This is a genomic window from Amycolatopsis sp. NPDC059235 (assembly GCF_042754125.1).
GTDB classification, from domain to species: domain Bacteria; phylum Actinomycetota; class Actinomycetes; order Mycobacteriales; family Pseudonocardiaceae; genus Amycolatopsis; species Amycolatopsis albidoflava.
On the sequence record NZ_JBHZAG010000019.1, the window covers coordinates 30,161 to 48,485 of the forward strand.

Sequence of the window (18,325 nt, forward strand, 5' to 3'; positions counted from 1 at the left end):
GGTGGGCCGAGACGTTGGCGATCCGGATGTCGTATTCGACGGTGGCGCGTCGGCTGGTCCGGCGAGGCGCGGGGCAGGGCGGCGCGCGGTCATCGACGATCCGGCTGTCCTGGCGCGGTGCCTCACGATGCGCCAGAAGCGGCCCAGCCCACCCGCGCGCGAGTGGGACCAGGCCGCTCCGCGAGCCCGAATCTCAGAGCCCGCCCACCTTCACCGGGAATTTCTGGATCGTCGCGATCGTCGTGTCCGGGTCGTCCGGCAGCACCAGGTCCACCGGGTTCTGCAACTGGTAGAGGTCGCCCCGGGGCGGGAACTGGGTCAGCTTCCCGACCAGTTGCGCCGGGTCCTTCGTGGTCAGCACCAGCGGCTCGTACGCCTTCCGGGACTGGATGCCCGCCCGGCGCAGCAGGTCCTCGGGCTGGTCGATCGTCATGGTGAAGCTCAGCACCATGACCTGCTCGTAGCGCGGCGGGAACCGCTGGGTCAGCTTGAGCAGGCTCTTGGCGTCCACGTCGATGTCGTTCTGCTCGATCGTGATCGTGCCGCCGCCCTGGTCCGTGCCCGCGGCGCCGGGCAGTTCGGCCGACACCCGGTGCCCGACGACGCGCAGCCGCACCGAGTTGACCGGGTCGTCCGGGTTCACGTCGACCCGGACCTTGATCCCGCCCCGGAAATCCACGCTGACCAGCGACGTCCGGATCTGCAGCGGGGTGTTGATCGCGAGGCAGCTGCACGGGATCTCCGCCCCGATCGGCGGCAGCCCGGTCTGCTGGGGGAAAGCCTGGGCCTGCTGCCCGCCCAGCAGACCGCCGGCCGCGACCCCGCCCACCCCCAGCGCGGCCGCGGCGGCGGCCCCCTTCAGGAAGTCCCGGCGGTCCTTGCCGGAACCGGGCTCCTCGGGTTTCTCGTCGTTCGGAGCAGGCATCCTCTACCTCCGCAGGTGCGTGTCGAAGACTCTGGCTCGCTTGAATTTAAGGTAGTGCCGACGCGGGCGACCAGGGGCCGGAGGAAGATCGACCCGGTCGTGTCCGGCGTCGATGACCGACGGCGACCGGGACCGGGGGACCGGGCCAGCCGGACAGGCGACACCAGTCACCAGATCAGGGGTCGCTCGTCGGGACCGGGCGACGGATTCGAGGACATCGGCGAAAAGCGCTGCCGCCATCCGTCCACAAAGGACTATCGAGAGGGCTGGCGACGCGGGCGAAACCGGCGGGAACGTCGTCGAGACGGCGCTCCGAGGCCCGGCCGAAAGCAGCGGGACGCCGAATTCCCGGATGACGTCGGAGGCCCTGGCGTAGAGCGCTGCGATGGCGGGCGGCCCCGACAGCCCCAGGGCGGTCATCCCGGCAGGCCAGGGGCAATCAGCAAGAGGCAGTCGACTGCAGAACCGCGGCGATGTCGAGCACCGGCAAGCCATGCGCGGCGGCGAAGTCAGCCGATTCGTCCGGCGCGGCCATCCGCGTCGGATCGGATGGGCTGACCAGCGCGGCAAAGGCCGCCGCCGCGGGCAATCCGGACAGCCGGCACAGTTCGACAGCCGCCTCGGGGATCGCGAGCCGGCCGAGGATTCCCCTCGGGTGGGTGGCGTAAGGCAGCACGTGCCCTGGCCGGTGGAGGTCCTCCGGCCGGGTGTCGCGGGAGGCGAGGCGACGGATCGTCTCCGCCCGGTCCGCGGCCGAGATCCCGGTGCTGACGCCGGTCGCGGCGTCGACGGCGACGCACCAGCCGGGACCTCGGCGGAAACTCGGGCGCATGGGCGGGAGTTCGAGCGTGTCGCACCGGTCGCCGGGCAGCGCGACGCCCACCAGGCCGGAGGAATGCCGGACGACGAACGCCAGCGCGGCCGTGGACGCCTCGGCCGCGGGCAGGACGAGGGCAGCGTCGGCCTCAGAGGAGAGCACGAGCGGCCGTCCGGGCGCGAGCAAGGCGTGGAGCGGGAGGACGTCGAACGAGGTCGTAGTCACGCGACGGTCCGGATCTCCGCCGTCGCGAACCGCGCGACCTGTTCGGCGACGGTGGCGAGCTGCGCGGCGAGTTTCCGGTCGGCGACCCGGCCGTCGGCTGTGAACGGCTGGCCGGTCGAGTCGACCACGACGCCGAGCGGGGTCGGCCAGCCGCGCAGGGCGTGGACGGTCGAGCGCAGGGACGTCAACGTCGTCACCCCCGCCTGTGGCCCGTACGCGCTGACGATGCAGCCGACAGCGCGTCCGTGCAGGTAAGGGCGGTCGTCCTCGGCGAGATCCTGGAGGTAGTCCAGCGCGTTCTTGAGGAGGCCGGACAAACCGCCGTGGTATCCGGGTGTCGAGATCAGGACGCCGTCGGCGCGGCGGATCGCGTCGAGGAACGCGGTCGCGGACGGGGATCGATGCGCGAGATCCGGTTCGTACATGGCGAATCCGAGGTCTCGTGCGGTGAACAGTTCGGCGCGGGCCCCGTGTGCCCGCACGTCTTCGAGCACCGCGCGCAGCGCTCGTTCGGAAGAGGAATCGGGGCGGACAGTGCCGCCGATGCCCACGATCAGGGGGTTGTGCATGGTGGACCGGCTTCCTGCGGCGAAGGGACTGGGCTAGCGCGTCCGGGCGGAATCGGGGAAGTCGAAGCGCGCGATTTCCGCGAGCTGGTCGCCGAGAGTGCCGACGAGCGACTTGAAGCCGCGCGCGCCCGCCTCGGCACTGGCCAGTGTCGGGTCCCCGAGGTAGCCTTCCGAACCGAAATCGTCGGCCAGCCAGCCGAAACTGACGCTGCCGCCGAACCGCGCGTGCACGTTGTCGGCCATCTGCGCGGGGATCCGCCGTTGCGCGGAACCGAGGTCGACCAGGTCGGGACGCAGGTGCAGTACCAGGGACGTTTCCGCGGCCCCGCCGTGGATCCCGAGCCCGCTTTCGCTCGCCGCCCAGGCCGGGTCGTGCGACTCGGGGAGGAAGACGTTGACGGCGAAGGTCAGGAGACCGTAGGCCAGGCGCAGGTCGCGCAGCGCGGTCTGGATTTCGGACACGTTCCCGCCGTGCCCGTTCACGAGGACGAGCCTGCGGATGCCGGCGGCGGCGACCGAACGCCCGATGTCGTCGAGCGTCGCGGCGAAGGTCGAAGTGGACAGGGACAGGGTGCCCGCCGCCCAGGTGTGTTCGACGGACCGGCCGTAGCTGATCGTCGGCAGCAGCCACAAATCGAGGTCTTCGCCGTGGGTGGCCACGACTTCCTTCGACACTGCTTCGGCCACGAGCGCGTCGGTGGCCAGCGGGAGGTGCGGGCCGTGCTGTTCGATCGCGCCGACGGGCAGCACCGCGACCGAGGACGGTCCGCAGGCGGCCTCGACTTGGGACGCCCGCAGCTCGGCGAAAAACCGTGAAGCCATCAGGAATTCTCCTTCCAGAGTGCTCAGGAGCCGAGGTAAGCGACGGCCCGGATTTCCACTCGCATCTCGGGCGTGGCCAGCGCGGGGTAGATCAGCAGCGACGCGTACGAACGCTCGGACAGCAGCTTCGGCGCGTGCTCGGCCAGCCAGGCATCGCGCACCCGCATGTACTCCGCGCGGTCGGCGGGATCGGCGAGGAACTGGTCGAACTGCACGATGTCCTCGAACTCCGCGCCCGCGTCGACGAGCAGCCGGTGCACCCGGTTCAGCGTGACCAGGGTCTGCGCGGCGACGCCGTGGGCGGGCCGGCCGTGCTCGTCGGTCACGCCGTCGATCCCGCTGAGGAAGACGAAGCCGCCCGCCGCGGCTCCTCTTCCCCAGGGCTGGACCGTCGTGCCGTACTTCAACTGGCCAAGCGCTTGTTTCGTCACTCGTCGGCCTTTCGATAACGTCGGATGAGGTAGTAGGCCAAGGCGGCCGCCGCGCCCGCGACCCACGGGGTGAGGTCGCCGAACTGCGGGAAGCGGGCCGCGAACGCGCCGGTGTAAAGGCTTTGGTCCATGAACGGCACCGAGACCGCGATGGCGAGCACGAACGCCGCCAAGCCGGGACGGAACCGCCGGGTGCGGTCGAAATACCGCTGCGGGTCGGGCTCGCCGCGGCCGAAGACCAGCGTGTCCACGACGACGATCCCCAGCCAGGGACCGATCCAATAGCCCATCAGGAACAGAAAATTCTGGAAGGTGCCGAACACGGACCCTGCGTTGTGCCCGGCGACGAACCCCACCGCGGTTCCCAGCACCCCGATGATGATCGCGGAGATCCAGCGGCGCACCCGCGCGCCCACCATCAGCAGGCCGAGCGACGCGGTGTAGATGTCCAGCACGCTGCCGGAGATCGAGGCCGCCAGCAGCGCCACCAGGATCACCGCGGCCAGCCCGGACGGGATCAGCTTCGCCACGAGGTCGGTCGGACTGTCCACAGTGATCACGGTGCCGATCGCGGCCCCGACGACCGCCATCCACAGTCCGGCCAGCGAGGCACCGGAGAACGCCGCGAGCAGCACGCGACGCCGTGACGTGTCGCGCGGCAGGTAGCGTGTGTAGTCGGAACCGCCGATGCACCAGCCGAACGTCCTGGTCGAAGCGAGCGCGACGGTGGTCAGCATGCCTCCGGCGACCCCGCCCGCGCCTCGGTGCAGGACGTCGCCGGACGCGGCGAGGTTGCCTTTCGCCAGGCCGTACCAGGTGAGGATCACGAACAGCACGGACGCGACGATCGCGAGGAAACGTTCGGCCTGGTGCACCAGATCGTGCCCGACGATCGCGATGACGATCTGCACCGCCGCGACCGCGACGAGCGAAACCAGGAACGGCAGCCCGAACAGTTCGCGGACGATGTAGGCCCCGAGCACGGTGTTCACCGCGAAGTAGCCGAGTCCGGTCAGGCACAGGAGCAGCACCGGCAGAAAATTGCCGTAGTAGCCGAACGGAATGCGCGACTGGATCATCTGCGGCACCCCGGCGCGCGGCCCCATCGAAGCGGCGAAGCCCAGCAGCACGCTGCCGATCAGGATGCCGATGGCCAGCGACAGGACGGCTTCGCCGAATCCCAGGCCGAGGAACGCGGTGGGAATGGCGCCGACCGCGAGCGCCGAGTACTGCAGGTTTCCCGCGAACCACAGGGAAAAGGCGGAGCGCGGCGAACCGTGGCGCTGGTCGTCGGGGATCCTTTCGATGCCGTGGTGCTCGACGGATACGGCGGGTGCGCGGACTGCGTGGGCGTCTTTGACCATCTGTCCTCCAGCGGAAGAACCCCCTGCGGCGGATTCACCGTCCATGTTGATATAGGTAACACGGCTGCCACAGCCTGCGCTGAGCCTTCCCGAGATGTCAAGAGCTTGTTTGGGCTTGACACTCCGCAGGTCGAGCCGCACAGTGTTGATATTAGTTACATTTTGCGTCTGCTCACAGCCCGGCCCAGCCCGGGAGGGATGGAGGCCCTGTGCGCCACGGAGTGTTCTTCTTCGGTTCGGTCGAGATGCCGGACGTGCTGGCCGGGAACCCGGTGCCGGCCGCGCGGCGCCGCGCGACCCGCGAGCAGGTGTGGCACGCGCACGAGCGGCTGGTCGGGATGGGCGTGCTGGCCGAGGAGCTGGGATACGACAGCTATTGGCTGGCGGAGCACCACTTCCAGCACGAGGGCTACGAGGTCGTGCCGAACGCGATGATGCTCGAAGCGCATCTGGCCGCCCGGACCTCGCGGATTCAGCTGGGTTCGATGTTCAGCATCGTGCCGCAGTGGAATCCGCTGCGGCTGGCCGAGGACTTCAGCAGCCTGCTCAATCTCTCCGGCGGACGCGCGGTGCTCGGCGTCGGCCGGGGCACGGTGTCTCGCGAATTGCGCAGCCTCACCGCGCATCAGGCCGACATCGGCGTGCTGTCGTCTGCCGAGGAACGCAAGGTCATCGACGGGCACAACCGCGAGGTTTTCGCCGAGTACATGGACATCGTGCGCACGGCGTTGAGCCAGGAAACCTTCTCGTACCACGGAAAGTTCTTCGAGCTTCCGCCGCCGGACAACCGGGACCCCGACCACGAGGCGGACACGCTGACGCTCGTGCCGGGTCCGTTGCATCCCGTTGAGATCTGGCAGGCGGTCACCAGCCCGCCCACTTTGGACTACGCGGCCGAGGTGGGCCACGGCTGCGTGTGGTGGAACCAGTACCACGGCTACATCCGCGACCAGTGGGAGCGCTACGCCGAGCTGTACGAACAGCGCCACGGCGTCGGGCTGGCACCGGGGGAGAAGCGCATTCTGGTGCTGCCCATGCACATCGCCGACACCCACGAAGAGGCTTGGCGCACCGGGCGGATCGGGCACGACGAGTTCTGGAACCTGCTCGCGCCGTTCGGCTGGAGCAGCGGTTACCAGGGCGACGACGGCAACCGCGCGCCGGCCGGGCTGGTGCCGACGCTGGAGCAGTCCACGCGGCAGAAGTGCTGGGCGGTCGGCACGCCGGAGGAGGTGGCCGAGATCGTGCAGCACCACAAGGACACGCTCGGCCTCGAACACCTGGTGGTGTTCCCGCATTTCCCCGGGCACACCTACGACATGGCCGCCGAGCAGATGCGGCGCTACACCGAACAGGTCGTGCCGCTGCTGCGCTGACCCGCTCCCGGACCGCGCGGCCCTCCCCGGGTCGCGCGGTCCGTCATTCCCCGGCGTTGATCAGCAGGACCCGGACCGGTTCGTCGCCCAGCCTGCGCCAGCGATGCGGCCGCGACCCCGGATAGGTCGCGACATCGGCCTCGCCCAGCTGCTCGCGGCGCCCGTCGGCGAAATCCAGCTCGATCCGCCCGGTGACGACGTACAGCATCTCCTGCCCGACGTGCTCGAAATACTCGCCGAACTCCGCCGGGCCGCCGGTGTATTCGATGGGCTGCACCGGAAAACCCGCCCGCGACAGCGCGCGCGCCGTGGAACCGGTCGGGATTTCGGCCCCGGGCATCACCATTCCCTCGTCGGCCCGCAGCAATCCGACGCCCTGCTCCGCGGGCCCGGCGAGAAGGGCCGACACGGTGGTGCCCAGCGCGACCGCGATCCGCTGCAGCGTGCTGACGCTCGCGGCGGCCAGCCCGCGCTCGAACTGGCTGAGAAAAGCGTGCGACAGGCGGGAAACCTCGCCGACCTGCTTGAGCGTCAGCCCGCGGCCGCGCCGCAGTTCGCGCACCCGCGCCCCGAGCACCTGCGCCGGGTCCGGCGCGGATCCGGAATCGGGGGAGGGAGGGGTTCGCATTGGCCCGACTATACCGGAGCGGGGGTGTTCCGAAGTGGACTGTGCGGGGGAAACGCCGTAATGCGCAAGGGAAAGGGCGCGGCGAATTGAGCGGACAGCACTGTGGCCGCCGCAGTCCGCGGCAGTGCGGCGATGTAGCTCTCAGCTTGCGCACGGGTCCGTGAAGGACTCCTTGAGGGAATCTGGTTCCGTGAGGGGCCCCTTGAGGGAATGCCAGGGGCTTACGGCGACGCCGCGGGTGCAGTTTGCCCAGGTCGAAGGATCTGGGCGAGGCCAGGCGTTCGTGAGGGGAACCCCGAGGGACTCAGAGTCCCGCAGGGTTCCCCTCACGGACGTCAAGACCCGGCCACCTGGCGACAAATCGGGCAATTCGGCGGGCACTGGCGTCCTTTGTGGACGGTCGGCGCGCGTGGTTGCGCAGCTTAAGCCCCTGGTATTGGGGTCAGATTCCCTCAGGGAGTCCTTCACGGACCTCGGGCGGAGGCGTCCCGAAGGCTGGTTGACACACTTAGTACACTAAGTTGCATGACCGGTCGACCAAGCCGTGCGCCGCTGTATCGCACGATTCAGAGCGAGATCCAGCGCGACATCCTGAGCGGCAGGCTGAAGCCGGGTGACTGGCTCCCCTCGGAGAGTCAGCTCCGGGCGCAGTACGGCGTGTCCCAGACCTCTGTGCGGCGCGCGTTCCAGGAGCTGCAGCGGCTCGGCCTCGTGGAGCGGTTCCACGGGCGGGGCAGCATCGTCGCGTCCAACGAGATCCGGGCGATGAGTCCGATGCTCGGTCTGGGCCGCGAGCTGCGGCAGCGCGGCTTCGCGATCCGGCCCGAGTTGCTCGGCAACGCCGAGGAACCCGCCGCCGAGGCGGTCGCCAAGGCGCTCGACCTCGAACCCGGCGACACGGTGAGCCACATCGAGCGGCGTTACTGGATCGGCGACGATCCGTTCGTCTTTCTCGACCACTATCTGGTGCCGCAGCCCGGAATCGACTTCGCCGAGTTCACCGGGGATTCGCTGTACGCCTTCCTTTCCGGCCGCGACGCGCAGCCCACCCACGCGCGGGAGCGGGTCAGCGCCGTCAATCTCTCCGAGGCGGAGGCCGAACGGCTGCGGGTCGAGCCCGGGGCCGCGGCGATGCTGCGCGAGCGCACGTCGTTCGGCGCGGATCAGCGTCCGCTGGAGTTCACCCGCTACATCCTGCGCGGCGATCGCTACCACCTCGACATCGACCTCAGAAGCGAGCGATGAGCGCCCGGCCGCGGCTCGTCGTCGTGGGGGACGCGAGCATCGACTACTTCGTGCGGGTCCCGCACATCGCGGGCAACGACAACAAAGCCATCGGCTCGCTGTCCGGCGTCTACGGCGGCGGGATGAGCGCCAACCTCGCCGCCGCGGCCGCGCAGCACGGGATCGCGGTCGACTTGATCACGAAGACCGGAGCGGGGCCGGACACCGACGACGCGCTGGCCGAACTCCGCAGGCTCGGGGTGTCGCTCGAACACTCCCTGCGCGACCTCGCACATCCGACCTGGATGTGTTTCGTCCAGCTCGACGCGAGCGGGGAGAAGGCGCTGACCGGAGCCGACACCGGGATCAAGATTCCGGCGATCGAGGAGATCGACGCGTCGGTCCTGGCGGGCGCGGACCTCGTCGCGCCGCTGGCCGACGACCTCGAGTGGGCCGCGGCCGTAGCCGAACTCGGCCGGGAACGCGGAGCACGGGTAGCCGTCGACCTCGAACCGGACGCGTTCGAACCGGATCAGCCGGAGTTCGCGCGGCTGCTCGGGCTCAGCGACATCGTCTTCCTCAACGCCGCCTCGGCGACCAAACTCGCCGCCACCCCGCGTACCGCTGCCCAGCGACTGATCGACCTCGGTGCGGAACTCGTGGTCATCAGCGAGGGTGCGCACGGAGCGTCCACTGTGGACAATAACGGCGTCGTCCATCGCGCGCGGTTGAACGGCGAGGTGACCGCCGTCGACACCACCGGGGCCGGCGACGCGCTGGCGGGAGCGTTCCTGGGCGCGCTGCTCGCCGGAGCCGAAGCGAGCGAAAGCCTTCGCCGGGCGGTGGCCCAGGCGACCCGTTGCGTCACCGCCGTCGGCGGCCGCACCTATCTGTCCGGCTCGCGGTGCGGCGACTGGCCAGACGACCTGATCACCATCACGACTGAGAGGTAACCGAGTTGAATTCTGTGCTGCGTTCCAAGATCCACGGCAGTCTCGCCGCGGCCTGCCTGGCCGACGCGCTGGGCGCGCCGACCGAGGAATTGAGCCGGGACCAGATCCGCGCCGCGTTCGGCAGCTACGTCACCGAATTCCACGCCCCGCTTCCCGGAGCGCCCTACGCCAAGGGCCGCGCGGCCGCGCAGATCACCGACGACTCCAGCCAGATGATCCTGCTGACCCGGCTGCTCGCCCGCACCGGGGCCGCGCTGAGCCCGGACGACATGGCGCGGCTGCTGATCGAATGGTCCAAGAACGAGAACTACTTCCCGCATTTCGCCGGGCCGACCACCCGGGAGGCCATCGCCCGGCTGGAACGCGGCGAGGACCCGCGCGAGGTCGGCCGGACCGGGACGATCATGACCCAGGGGGCCAGCAACGGCGCCGCGATGCGGGTCGGGCCGGTCGGGCTGTTCCACCACGGCGACCCGGAAGCGGCTGTCCGGACCGCGTTCACCACCTGCGTGCCCAGCCACAACACGCCGCCCGGTGTCGCGGGCGCCGCGGCCATCGCCGCCGCGGTCGCACGGGCGTGCACTCCTGGCGCGGAGATCGTCGACATCGTTCGCGCTGCCGTCGACGGCGCGCGGGCCGGTGCCGAGCTCGGCCGGACCGAGGGTCGCGACGTGCCGGGCGCGTCGGTCGAACGGCGGATCGAGCGTGCGGTCGCGCTGGCCATCACGGCCCGCGACGACGAGCACGCGATCGACCTGATCGCCGGGGAGATCGGCGTCGGCCTGCCCGCCGCGGAGGCAGTGCCGGCCGCGCTCGGGTTTTTCGTTGCCGCGGGCGGAGATCCGGTGCGCGTCGCGCGGCTGGCGGCCAACGCGGGCGGCGACAGCGACACCATCGGCTGCATGGCCGCCGCGATCGCCGGCGCCTACCGGGGGATCGAGGCGATCGACGAGGCCGCCGTCGCCGAGGTGGAACGCGCGAACGATCTCGACCTGGCCGCGCTCGCCGACGAACTCCTGGCCGCGACCCGGCACTGACCCCTCTCCCCACCCCGATCCGAAGGGACGCTCGACGATGAGCGCAGGCAACGAAGAATTCGCCACAGTGAGCTGGAAGGAACGCCTCTCCTTCGGAGGCGGCGACCTGGCCACGAACATCGCCTGGGGCGCGCTGGCCACCTACGTGGTTTTCTTCTACACCAACGTGATCGGGGCGGCGGCGTCGGCGGTCGGCACGATCGTGCTCATCGCGCGGCTGTTCGACGGCGTGGTCGACGTCGGGATGGGCGCGATCGTCGACCGGACGTCGACCCGCTGGGGCAAGGCGCGTCCCTGGGTGCTGTGGGCCGCCGCGCCGTTCGCGATCGCGCTGATCCTGGTGTTCACCGTGCCGGGCATGGAAGCGACGCCGACGCTGGTGTACATCGCGATCACCTACGCGCTGATGAACATCGCCCTCAGCGCGGCGGTGATCCCGTACGGAACGCTGAACACCCGGATGACGCGGGACTTCACCGAACGCTCCCGGCTCAACGTCACCCGGATGTTCGGCGCCACCCTCGGCTCGCTGGTCGTCACCGTCCTCACCCTGCCGTTGGTGAGCGCGCTCGGCGACGACCAGCGGGCGTGGATCATCACGTTCTGCCTCTTCGGCGCCCTCGCGGCGGTGCTGTTCTTCGTGACCTTCCGCAATACGCGGGAGCGCATCGTCGACACCGCGCCGCCGAAGGATCAGCCGGGGATCGTCGAATCGCTGAAGCTCGCGGCCCGGAACCGGTATTGGCTGCTGCTGTTCGCGATCTTCATCGTGTTCAGCGTCGCGGAATCGCTCTACACCGGGGCGACTGCCTACTTCGCCCAGTACTTCCTCGGCAATGCCGGATTCGCCGCGCTGATGTCGTTCATGCTCTACATTCCGGCCTTGCTCGGAATGCTGTTCATGCAGCCGGTGTACAACCGTTTCGGCAAAATCGCGCCGATGATCGTCGGCGCGGCGATCTTCGTCGCGGGTTCGCTGGTCATCGCGATCGACCCGGCGAACATGACCCTGGCGGTCACCGGGTCGATCCTGCGCGGCATCGGGCGCATCCCGATCTTCGGCGCGATCTGGGGCATGCTCCCCGACACCATCGAATACGGCGAATGGAAGAACGGCCGCAGGCTGGAAGGCGTGCTGTACAGCGCGGGCAGCATGGGCCAGAAGCTCGGCTACGGCCTGGGCGCGGCGGTGCTGGGCTGGGTGATGGGCGCGGCGGGCTACAACGGCTTGAACCACACCCAGCCGGATTCGGCGCTGGCCGCGATCAACGCGCTGTTCGTGTACGTGCCGATGGTGCTGTTCGTGCTGCTGATCGTCCTGTTCTGGGCCTACCGGCTGGAGCGGATCTACCCGGCGGTGGAGAAGGACCTGGCCGAACGGCGGGCCGCGGCGGGAGAACGGTCGGTTTCCTTCGGGGAGCGGTCCTGAGAGCGCCGCTGGGTGGGGTTGGCCCTACCGCGTTCGGGTAGGCAGCGGTATCGCGCTCGACCGGGTTGTTCGCGATGCTGGGATTGATCGGGCACTTCTGTCCACAAAGGACTTCTGGAGTGCCGTTCCTGGCGCGCGGAGGGGATTCGGTGACTGATTCTGGTGTGCGACGGCGAAGATTCCGTCGGTCTAGTGTCGTCTTGGTGGCTGCGATGGTCATCGCGAGCGGGTTGACCGCGTGCAATGCCGAGGCCGGTCCTCCGACGGCTGAGTTGCACCTGGTACCGGTGAACGGGCGCACCACGGCGTTTTCCGTTACGCCGGGCCGGTTGCCCGCGATCGTGCTCGACGCGGGCGGCGGGATGGATTCGTCGGAATGGAGCAAGGTCGCTCCGGATCTTGCCGCGAGGACCGGATCCGAGGTCATCGCCTACGACCGGGCGGGGGAGGGCAAAAGCGACGAGTCGCCCGGCCCGTGGCGAGCGGACAACGCCGCCGCCGATCTCGCTGCCGGGCTGACGCAATTGGGCGTCACCAAGAACGTGGTCCTGGTGTCGCATTCACTGGCGGGCGAAGTCGCGTTCTCCTTTGCCCGCAGCCACCCGGACCGGGTAGCGGGGACGGTGCTCGTGGACGCGAACCTGCCGCAGTTCTTCACCCCGAGCGAGACGGCGAAGCTGGTGGCGTTGAACGAGAAACAAGTCGAAGATCTCAAGAAAGCGCCTTCGACCCGGCAGGCCCGTCAGCTTCTCGCCCAAGCCGACGGTTACGGACCGGTGCACGCGGCGTACCACCAGCTGACCTGGCCGTCCGGCATTCCCGCTGCCGTGATCGTATCCGCCGAGACGCCGTTTCCGACTCCGGAGGACGCCCAGTTGTGGCGGCAGGCCCAGCAAGACTTCGCCCACGTCGCGCCGAACCGGACTCTGGTCACCGCCGAGCACAGTTCCCACGACATCCCCCTCGACCGTCCGGACGTGGTTGTAACAGCGGTGGAGAACCTGCTGAAAGAGGTGCGCTGAAAAGCGAACGCGGGGCCTCGGCGATGGTGCCGGGACCCCGCGTCCTCAGGAGAAAAGTCAGTCTTTCTTCAGCGCGTTCTTGACTTTGCCCGCCGCGTCGCCGAGAGCGTCTTTGACATTCTCGGCGGCTTCCTTGATCCCGGCCTTCGCCTGGTCGGCTTTGCCTTCGTTCTCGAGTTTCTCGTCGCCGGTCAGCGAACCCGCTGCCTCTTTGGCCTTGCCGCCGAAGTCGTCTGCCTTGGCGCCGATCTTGTCGCCCATCGACATGGATGTCCTCCTTCATCGCCGAACAACGGACGCGAGAATGCGTCAGGGGTAAGGACAACGCGGATCCGGAATCGTCACTCACCCGATGATGTGATCGTCGCCACTCGTTCGGGGAGTGAGTTTCGCGCGGTTCCGGAGTCGAACCCGGTGACCTGAAACAACGGGAAACGACCGGAGGAGAATCGATGGCTTCGACGACTGACGCGGCGGCCAAGTCCCAGGACGTGGAGAAGGTCAACGCCGGGCCGCTGACCAGTTCGCAGGGGACGACCTCGGTCGCGGACGTGGTGGTGCAGAAGATCGCCGGTTTGGCGACGCGGGAAATCCACGGGGTGCACGCACTGGGCGGTGGTGCGGCTCGGGCGTTTTCGGCGCTGCGGGAGCGGATTCCGGGTGCGACGGCGTCGGCCGGGCAGGGTGTTTCGGTCGAGGTGGGGGAGAAGCAGGCCGCGGTGGATCTGCAGATCGTGGTGGAGTACGGCGTTTCGATCGCGGACGTCGCGCGGTCGATCCGGCGGAACGTGATCAGCGCGGTGGAGGGAATGACGGGGCTGGAGGTGGTCGAGGTGAACATCAACGTGGGCGACCTGCACCTGCCGTCGGACGACGAGGAGGACGCGTCCGGCGACAGCGGCCGGGTGCAGTGAGCTGAAACTGCGGGCCAGGCTCGCGGTCAGCGAGGCGTGAGCACCACGACCGGAATCTCGCGGTCGGTCCACTCCTGGTACTTCGCGAAGTCGCCGTACAGTTCGACCAGTCGCGGCCAGAGGTCGCGCCGCTCGTCCGCCGGCGCGACCCTCGCCGTGACCGGGACGTCGCGGCGGCCCTTCAGCTGCACGCGGGTTTCCGGCTCCGCGAGCAGGTTGAAGTACCACTGCGGATGCTTCGGCAGGCCGCCCTGCGACGCGACGATGACCAGGTCGTCGCCGGAGCGCAGGTACAGCAGCGGGGTGGTGAACAACCGGCCGGACTTGCGGCCGCGGTGTTCCAGCAGCAGCGTCGGCACCGGCTTGCGGAAGCCGGCTCCGACGCGCCATTTGCTGCCGATCCGGCCGCCGGTCAGGGTGAAGACCTTGGTCTGGATTCTGGCCAGGTACTTCATCATCGCCGCCGTCACCGGCGAGTCCAGGCCCTTCGGCGCCTGCTCGGGAAGGGAAAAGCGTCCCATCGTGACCTCCTGGCGGGGCGAATGCGTCAGCGGGCAGACGGTTGCGCGGCGGTCGATCCGGCGAGCGGCATCGGGGGCAGCCCGAGCTTGCGGTGGTCCCACGAACGGATCCGCTCGACGTCGACGCGGATCGCGACCCGTTTGCGGAGCATGAATTCCACCATCGGTTTCACCTCGTCGGTGTACTCGCCATGGTATCGCTCCCAGACGTTGACCCCGACCGCCCAGAGCGCCTCCGGGTCGTCGACGACCTCGGCCCGTCCTTCGAGCGAGACGCCGCGCAGGACGTCGTAGGTCTGGCCGTCCTCGATCAGCACCGTGACGCGCGGGTCGCGGCGGAGGTTGACTGCCTTCTGCGCCTTGGCTTTCGTTTCGAACCACAGTACGCCGTCGATGACCGCGAACCACATCGCGACCGCGTGCGGATGCCCGCCGGGGCCGAGCGACACCAGCGTCGCGGTGCGCTGGGCGGAAAGGTAGGCCGAAACCTCCTCGGGTGTCATCTCGATCTGCGCTCGCTGCTTGGTTCCCATCGGTTCCTCACTTCCCGCGGCCGGCCCCGGGCGGGCCGGCGAGTACGGAGGTCACGACGTCGACGAGGTCGTCGACGATCTGGCCGGTGGTCCAGCCGGCCGCGTCCGGGCCGTGCAGGCGGCGGGTGCGGCCGACGTCGCCGAGGACGTTCAGCGTCACGGTCATCGCTTGGGACAGCCGGAAATCGAGCGTCCGGCGGGGGACGCCCGGGCTCAGCCGGTCGAGCAGTTCGACGAACGCGGCGTTGCGCTCGAAGAATGATTCGGCGACCGCGTCCAGTCCGTCGCCGCCGGTCGCGAGCAACTGGCCGACCAGCCGGATCCAGCATTCGCCGCCGGATTCGAGCACCGCGACCACCGGCTGCACGAACGCGCGGGCCAGTTCGCGCGCGGTGACGTCCTTCTCGGGGACCTCTCGCAGCACCGCGTTCCGCTCGCCGGCGACTTGGCCGAGGCGGCTGCGCAGGACGGCGTCGAGCAGGCCTTCCTTGGAACCGAAGTGGTAGTGGATCGCCGCGACGTTCGTCTGCGCCGCCTGCATGACGGTCCGCAGCGACACCGCGCCGACGCCCTGTTCGGCGAAAAGCCGTTCCGCGGCGGCGATCAGGCGCTGCTCGGTCGCCGTCCCGCGACTGGCGGGGATCCGCGCGGCCTCGGTGCCCATGGCGCGAACTCTATCAGTCGATTCAATCAGTTGATAGAGTTCGCTCGCGCCTTGATCGATCAGAGGCGGTCGTACAGCGTGGCCAGCCGGTCGAGCACTACGCCCGCGGCGTCGATCGCGCGTTCGTCGAGGTCCTGGGTCAGCTCGCGCAGCCCGGCGGCGAGGACCTGCTCCCGTTCCTCATGCCGTCGACGGCCCGCGTCGGTCAGGGCGACGATCGCCGTGCGGCGGTCTCCGGAGGCGGCCCGTTCGCGCGTGACGTAACCGGCGCCGGCCAGGCCGTTGACCAGTTGAGTGACTGCCGCTCCGGTCGTTTCGACGTGCCCGGCCAGTTGGTTGACCGTCATCGGCCCGTGTTCGGCGAGGCTCTTGAGCGCCCGGGCGTGCGCGAGCGAGAGGGCTTCGGCGCTGCGGGTCGCGCGGCCGCGCAGCCGGGAATCGGCCGCGCTGAGCCGGTAAGCGGCTCGCGCCAGCCGGGTGATCGCCTCGTCGCCCATCGGTTCGCTCTCCTGTGGTGCCCGCCGCATTCCTTGCCGGGCGGAGTCTAGCCGTGGCACATTAGCTAAGTACTTAGTTAGTTGAGGAGGCGAGCATGACGACACGTTCGGCCGGGCAGAGCTGGGCCCTGGACATCGCGCTGGCGCAGGGCGGCTTCGACGCGTTGCACCCGGAAGGCAAGGGCACGCTCGAACAGCTCGGGCACGATCACGCCGACTTCGACAAGGTGTTCGCGATGGTGCGCGCCGGAGCGATGCTGCCGAAGGCGTGGGCAGTCGTCGCTGGTCAGGCCGAAGAGCGGGCCGCGCATCACGAGCGGCTCGGGTACCGCAGGACGGCGTCGGATCTGTACCTGCGGGCGGCGGTGATGTACGGCCGCGCGCAGTACTCGATCTTCGACTCCGGCGACGGGCGCAAGGCGAAGTTCCGCGAGCGCTGCGATTCGTGCGTGGCCCGGTTGGGAGAGCTTCGCGGAAACACGGTCCGGCGGGTCGAACTCGACTTCGAGGGCGGCAAGATTTTCGGTCTGCTGCACTTGCCCGCGCAGCCGGTTTCCGGTGCCCCGGCGGTGATTCTCGGTCCCGGCATGGACATGATCAAGGAGGACTACATCTTCGCGGCCGAGCGCTATTACACCTCGCGCGGAGTCGTGGCGCTGTCGATCGAGGGGCCGGGACAGGGGGAGACTCGGGCGCGCGGGCTGACCGTGACCCTGGACAACTACGAACGCGCTCTCGAAACCTACGCGGCGTATCTCGCCGGTCTGTCCGAAGTGGACGAAAACCGGATCGGCATGTTCGGCATCAGCATGAGCGGCTATTGGGCACTGCGCGCCGCGGCCTCGCCGGGGACCCGGTTGCGCGCGGTGGCCGCGTTCGAAGCGGTGTCCGGTGATTTCGAGACGATCTTCGAACGGGCGCAGCCGAGTTTCAAGAACAACTATCTGTACATGGCGGGCTACGCCGACGAAGCCGCATTTGACCGCGACTTCAAGGAAAAGATGCCACTGGGCGACCTGGTGGAGGGAATCGGGTGCCCGGTGTTGCTGGGCATCGGCGAATTCGACGAGCTGACGCCGGTGGAGAACGCGCTCGAGACTTACGAGAAGATCCGTGCTCCCAAGGAGATGCGGGTCTACGAGGACGAATTCCATCCGCTGGGCGGGACGGCGGCGGAGGTGTTCGCGTTCGGCGCGGAATGGCTGATGCGCGGGCTGGACGGCGAGTTCGACACGCCGGGCCGGGACGAGCGGTTCTTCGTTCACCGTGACGGCCGCACTACCGAGGGAACGGCGGACCCGCGCTGGTGGCTGGGCGCGACACCGGCCGGTTTGGCGGCAGCGCGGAACTGAAGCTGCGCGGTTCGAGCACCGAAGGGTTCTTCGGCGCTCGAACCGGTGGCTCTCAGGGCACGAGAACGGTCTTGCCGACCAGCCGCCCTGACGCCGCTTCATCGTGCACCGCCGGGAGATCCGCCAAGGGGCGGCGGTCGGCGACGGTGATCCGCAAGGTCCCGGCGTCGACACGGGAGACGAGTTCGGCCAGCTGCCCTGCGTTGCTGGCGACGAACACCCGGGCCGTGCGGATCCCGCGTCCCGGATTCTCCGGCGGGGGAGTGGTGGTGCTGACCAGCGCGCCACCGTCGGCGACCAGGTTTGCCAGCGCGGCGGTCTCCTCGGGAGTGGTGGGCACGAGGTTGAGTACGACGTCGAACGGCCCGCCGTCGGCGATGGGTGCGCCGGAGGCGAAGTCGAGGTGCCCGATGATCCGGTCGGCCCCGTACTCGCGGAGGCGTTCTTCGGTGCGGGGGCTCGAGGTTGCGGTGACGGTCGCGCCTGCCTGATGCGCGAGTTGAACGGCGTAGCTGCCGACTGCCCCGCCGGCACCGTTGATCAGGATCGTCTGGCCCGCTTCCAGGCGAGCGTCGTCGAAGAGCGCCTGCCACGCGGTCAGCCCGCCGACCGGCAGCGCGGCGGCGTCGGGCAGGTCGACCGTCTGCGGGGCGGCAGCCAGTGCTTCGGCGGGAACGAGGACGTACTCGGCCGCCGCGCCGTCGGCGTTCATCGGCAGGAAGGCCACGACCGCGTCGCCGACCTGACGGCCTTCGGTCCGGGGACCCAGCTCGGCGATCGTCCCGGCGACCTCGACGCCCGGAATGTGCGGGAACGCCAAGGGGAACACCTCCTGCAGGCCGCCCGCGCGGATCCCGAGGTCGACCGGGTTGAACGAGGTGCCGGCCACCTTCACGAGCACCTGCCCCTCGGCGGGCGCCGGGCGCTCGGCCTCTTCGAAGGCCAGGACTTCGCTTCCGCCGTAGCGGTGGTAGCGCACTGCTTTCATGACATCCTCCAGAATGTGCTTCGAAGTTGAAGCA

The 18,325-nt window shown here is 69.2% G+C and carries 21 protein-coding genes; 8 read left to right on the forward strand and 13 right to left on the reverse strand.

What is annotated here, in order from left to right; translation table 11 throughout:
• Window positions 1–193: 193 nt before the first annotated feature.
• The 6 genes from ACFXI3_RS15220 to ACFXI3_RS15245 form a co-directional block, all read right to left on the reverse strand.
• Window positions 194–925, reverse strand: coding sequence for a twin-arginine translocation signal domain-containing protein (locus ACFXI3_RS15220; RefSeq protein WP_378399975.1), 732 nt, complete (start codon window positions 923–925; stop codon window positions 194–196).
• Window positions 926–1,364: 439 nt separating this feature from the next.
• On the reverse strand, window positions 1,365–1,967 hold the full coding sequence (locus tag ACFXI3_RS15225) for a 3,4-dihydroxy-2-butanone-4-phosphate synthase (protein WP_378399976.1): 603 nt from the start codon (window positions 1,965–1,967) through the stop codon (window positions 1,365–1,367).
• On the reverse strand, window positions 1,964–2,536 hold the full coding sequence (locus ACFXI3_RS15230; RefSeq protein ID WP_378399977.1) for an NADPH-dependent FMN reductase: 573 nt from the start codon (window positions 2,534–2,536) through the stop codon (window positions 1,964–1,966). Before ACFXI3_RS15230 ends, ACFXI3_RS15225 begins: the two co-directional genes overlap by 4 nt.
• Before the next feature lie 33 nt (window positions 2,537–2,569).
• Entirely contained in the window at window positions 2,570–3,358 is a 789-nt protein-coding gene (locus tag ACFXI3_RS15235) for a creatininase family protein (protein ID WP_378399978.1), read from the reverse strand.
• A gap of 23 nt (window positions 3,359–3,381) precedes the next feature.
• Window positions 3,382–3,789: a RidA family protein gene (locus ACFXI3_RS15240; protein WP_378399979.1), complete on the reverse strand. Its 408-nt coding sequence runs from the start codon at window positions 3,787–3,789 to the stop codon at window positions 3,382–3,384.
• Window positions 3,786–5,153, reverse strand: coding sequence for a purine-cytosine permease family protein (locus tag ACFXI3_RS15245; RefSeq protein WP_378399980.1), 1,368 nt, complete (start codon window positions 5,151–5,153; stop codon window positions 3,786–3,788). The genes ACFXI3_RS15240 and ACFXI3_RS15245 overlap by 4 nt, the downstream gene beginning before the upstream one ends.
• 209 nt (window positions 5,154–5,362) lie before the next feature.
• Here ACFXI3_RS15245 and ACFXI3_RS15250 point away from each other — a divergent pair, with 209 nt between their 5' ends.
• Window positions 5,363–6,529 (forward strand): LLM class flavin-dependent oxidoreductase, encoded by a 1,167-nt coding sequence (locus tag ACFXI3_RS15250; RefSeq protein WP_378399981.1) that lies wholly within the window; start codon window positions 5,363–5,365, stop codon window positions 6,527–6,529.
• Between the two features lie 43 nt (window positions 6,530–6,572).
• Here the strand turns inward: ACFXI3_RS15250 and ACFXI3_RS15255 are convergent, their stop codons facing one another.
• On the reverse strand, window positions 6,573–7,157 hold the full coding sequence (locus ACFXI3_RS15255; RefSeq protein ID WP_378399982.1) for a helix-turn-helix domain-containing protein: 585 nt from the start codon (window positions 7,155–7,157) through the stop codon (window positions 6,573–6,575).
• A gap of 525 nt (window positions 7,158–7,682) precedes the next feature.
• Here ACFXI3_RS15255 and ACFXI3_RS15260 point away from each other — a divergent pair.
• The 5 genes from ACFXI3_RS15260 to ACFXI3_RS15280 all read left to right on the forward strand — a co-directional run bounded on the left by ACFXI3_RS15260 (window position 7,683) and on the right by ACFXI3_RS15280 (window position 12,822).
• Window positions 7,683–8,402: a GntR family transcriptional regulator gene (locus ACFXI3_RS15260; RefSeq protein WP_344273053.1), complete on the forward strand. Its 720-nt coding sequence runs from the start codon at window positions 7,683–7,685 to the stop codon at window positions 8,400–8,402.
• Window positions 8,399–9,334 (forward strand): carbohydrate kinase family protein, encoded by a 936-nt coding sequence (locus ACFXI3_RS15265; RefSeq protein ID WP_378399983.1) that lies wholly within the window; start codon window positions 8,399–8,401, stop codon window positions 9,332–9,334. Before ACFXI3_RS15260 ends, ACFXI3_RS15265 begins: the two co-directional genes overlap by 4 nt.
• Window positions 9,335–9,348: 14 nt before the next feature.
• Window positions 9,349–10,371, forward strand: coding sequence for an ADP-ribosylglycohydrolase family protein (locus tag ACFXI3_RS15270; protein WP_378400055.1), 1,023 nt, complete (start codon window positions 9,349–9,351; stop codon window positions 10,369–10,371).
• Window positions 10,372–10,408: 37 nt separating this feature from the next.
• Entirely contained in the window at window positions 10,409–11,800 is a 1,392-nt protein-coding gene (locus ACFXI3_RS15275; protein ID WP_378399984.1) for an MFS transporter, read from the forward strand.
• A 212-nt stretch (window positions 11,801–12,012) separates the two neighbouring features.
• Window positions 12,013–12,822, forward strand: a complete 810-nt coding sequence (locus ACFXI3_RS15280; RefSeq protein WP_378400056.1) for an alpha/beta fold hydrolase — start codon at window positions 12,013–12,015, stop codon at window positions 12,820–12,822.
• A 57-nt stretch (window positions 12,823–12,879) separates the two neighbouring features.
• On the opposite strand, the gene ACFXI3_RS15285 is transcribed toward ACFXI3_RS15280, so the two are convergent.
• Window positions 12,880–13,089, reverse strand: a complete 210-nt coding sequence (locus tag ACFXI3_RS15285; protein WP_037812879.1) for a CsbD family protein — start codon at window positions 13,087–13,089, stop codon at window positions 12,880–12,882.
• A 185-nt stretch (window positions 13,090–13,274) separates the two neighbouring features.
• Between ACFXI3_RS15285 and ACFXI3_RS15290 the strand changes: the two genes are divergently transcribed.
• The gene (locus ACFXI3_RS15290; RefSeq protein ID WP_344273074.1) at window positions 13,275–13,736 is read left to right on the forward strand and encodes an Asp23/Gls24 family envelope stress response protein; all 462 of its coding nucleotides are present in this window, start codon (window positions 13,275–13,277) and stop codon (window positions 13,734–13,736) included.
• A gap of 26 nt (window positions 13,737–13,762) precedes the next feature.
• Here ACFXI3_RS15290 and ACFXI3_RS15295 read toward each other — a convergent pair whose 3' ends face one another.
• The 4 genes from ACFXI3_RS15295 to ACFXI3_RS15310 are packed head-to-tail and all read right to left on the reverse strand — an operon-like array spanning window position 13,763 to window position 15,951.
• Complete coding sequence (locus tag ACFXI3_RS15295) at window positions 13,763–14,257, reverse strand: nitroreductase family deazaflavin-dependent oxidoreductase (RefSeq protein ID WP_378399985.1); 495 nt, start codon at window positions 14,255–14,257, stop codon at window positions 13,763–13,765.
• A gap of 26 nt (window positions 14,258–14,283) precedes the next feature.
• Entirely contained in the window at window positions 14,284–14,790 is a 507-nt protein-coding gene (locus tag ACFXI3_RS15300) for a pyridoxamine 5'-phosphate oxidase family protein (protein WP_378399986.1), read from the reverse strand.
• A 7-nt stretch (window positions 14,791–14,797) separates the two neighbouring features.
• Entirely contained in the window at window positions 14,798–15,454 is a 657-nt protein-coding gene (locus ACFXI3_RS15305) for a TetR/AcrR family transcriptional regulator (protein ID WP_378399987.1), read from the reverse strand.
• Between the two features lie 59 nt (window positions 15,455–15,513).
• Window positions 15,514–15,951 carry a MarR family winged helix-turn-helix transcriptional regulator gene (locus tag ACFXI3_RS15310; protein WP_378399988.1) on the reverse strand — a complete coding sequence of 146 codons (438 nt, stop codon included), beginning with the start codon at window positions 15,949–15,951 and terminating at the stop codon, window positions 15,514–15,516.
• A gap of 95 nt (window positions 15,952–16,046) precedes the next feature.
• On the opposite strand from ACFXI3_RS15310, the gene ACFXI3_RS15315 reads away from it, so the two are divergent.
• Window positions 16,047–17,303: an alpha/beta hydrolase gene (locus ACFXI3_RS15315; RefSeq protein WP_378399989.1), complete on the forward strand. Its 1,257-nt coding sequence runs from the start codon at window positions 16,047–16,049 to the stop codon at window positions 17,301–17,303.
• Window positions 17,304–17,355: 52 nt separating this feature from the next.
• Here the strand turns inward: ACFXI3_RS15315 and ACFXI3_RS15320 are convergent, their stop codons facing one another.
• A complete protein-coding gene (locus tag ACFXI3_RS15320) occupies window positions 17,356–18,291 on the reverse strand; it encodes an NADP-dependent oxidoreductase (protein WP_378399990.1) in 936 nt (311 codons plus the stop codon).
• Between the last annotated feature and the right edge of the window lie 34 nt (window positions 18,292–18,325).